Source organism: Streptomyces sp. NRRL S-37 (assembly GCF_000721605.1).
Lineage (GTDB): Bacteria > Actinomycetota > Actinomycetes > Streptomycetales > Streptomycetaceae > Streptomyces.
In genome coordinates this window covers 1-322 of sequence record NZ_JOIZ01000138.1, presented here as the reverse complement: position 1 = coordinate 322, position 322 = coordinate 1, and the positions used below count along the sequence as shown (strand labels likewise).

The 322-nt window shown below is 66.5% G+C and carries 1 protein-coding gene; it reads right to left on the bottom strand.

Annotated elements, in window-relative coordinates:
• A partial coding sequence (locus IH50_RS0137140) for an ABC transporter (protein ID WP_030873190.1) occupies positions 1 to 322 on the bottom strand: 322 nt, incomplete at both ends.

Below are 322 nucleotides of genomic sequence, written 5' to 3'. Positions count from 1 at the left end.
GCCGTATTTCTCCTCTGCCTTCCAGAAGTACACGAAGCCGATCACACCGGCCAGCAGCGCCCAGCCCACCGCGAACGCCCACACGTGCGGGGGCAGGTAGGAGGAGCCGTACTCGTCGATCATCGCGAAGCGGACCAGGTCCATGTAGACCGCCGCCGGGTTCCACTGCAGCACGTCGGCGAGCCAGCCCGGCACGTCCTTGTCGTGCAGCATCGCCGGGATGCTGAACATCACGCCGGACGCGTACATCCAGGTGCGCAGCACGAACGGCATGAGCTGGGCCAGGTCGGGCGTCTTGCTGCCCATCCGCGCGAAGATCAGC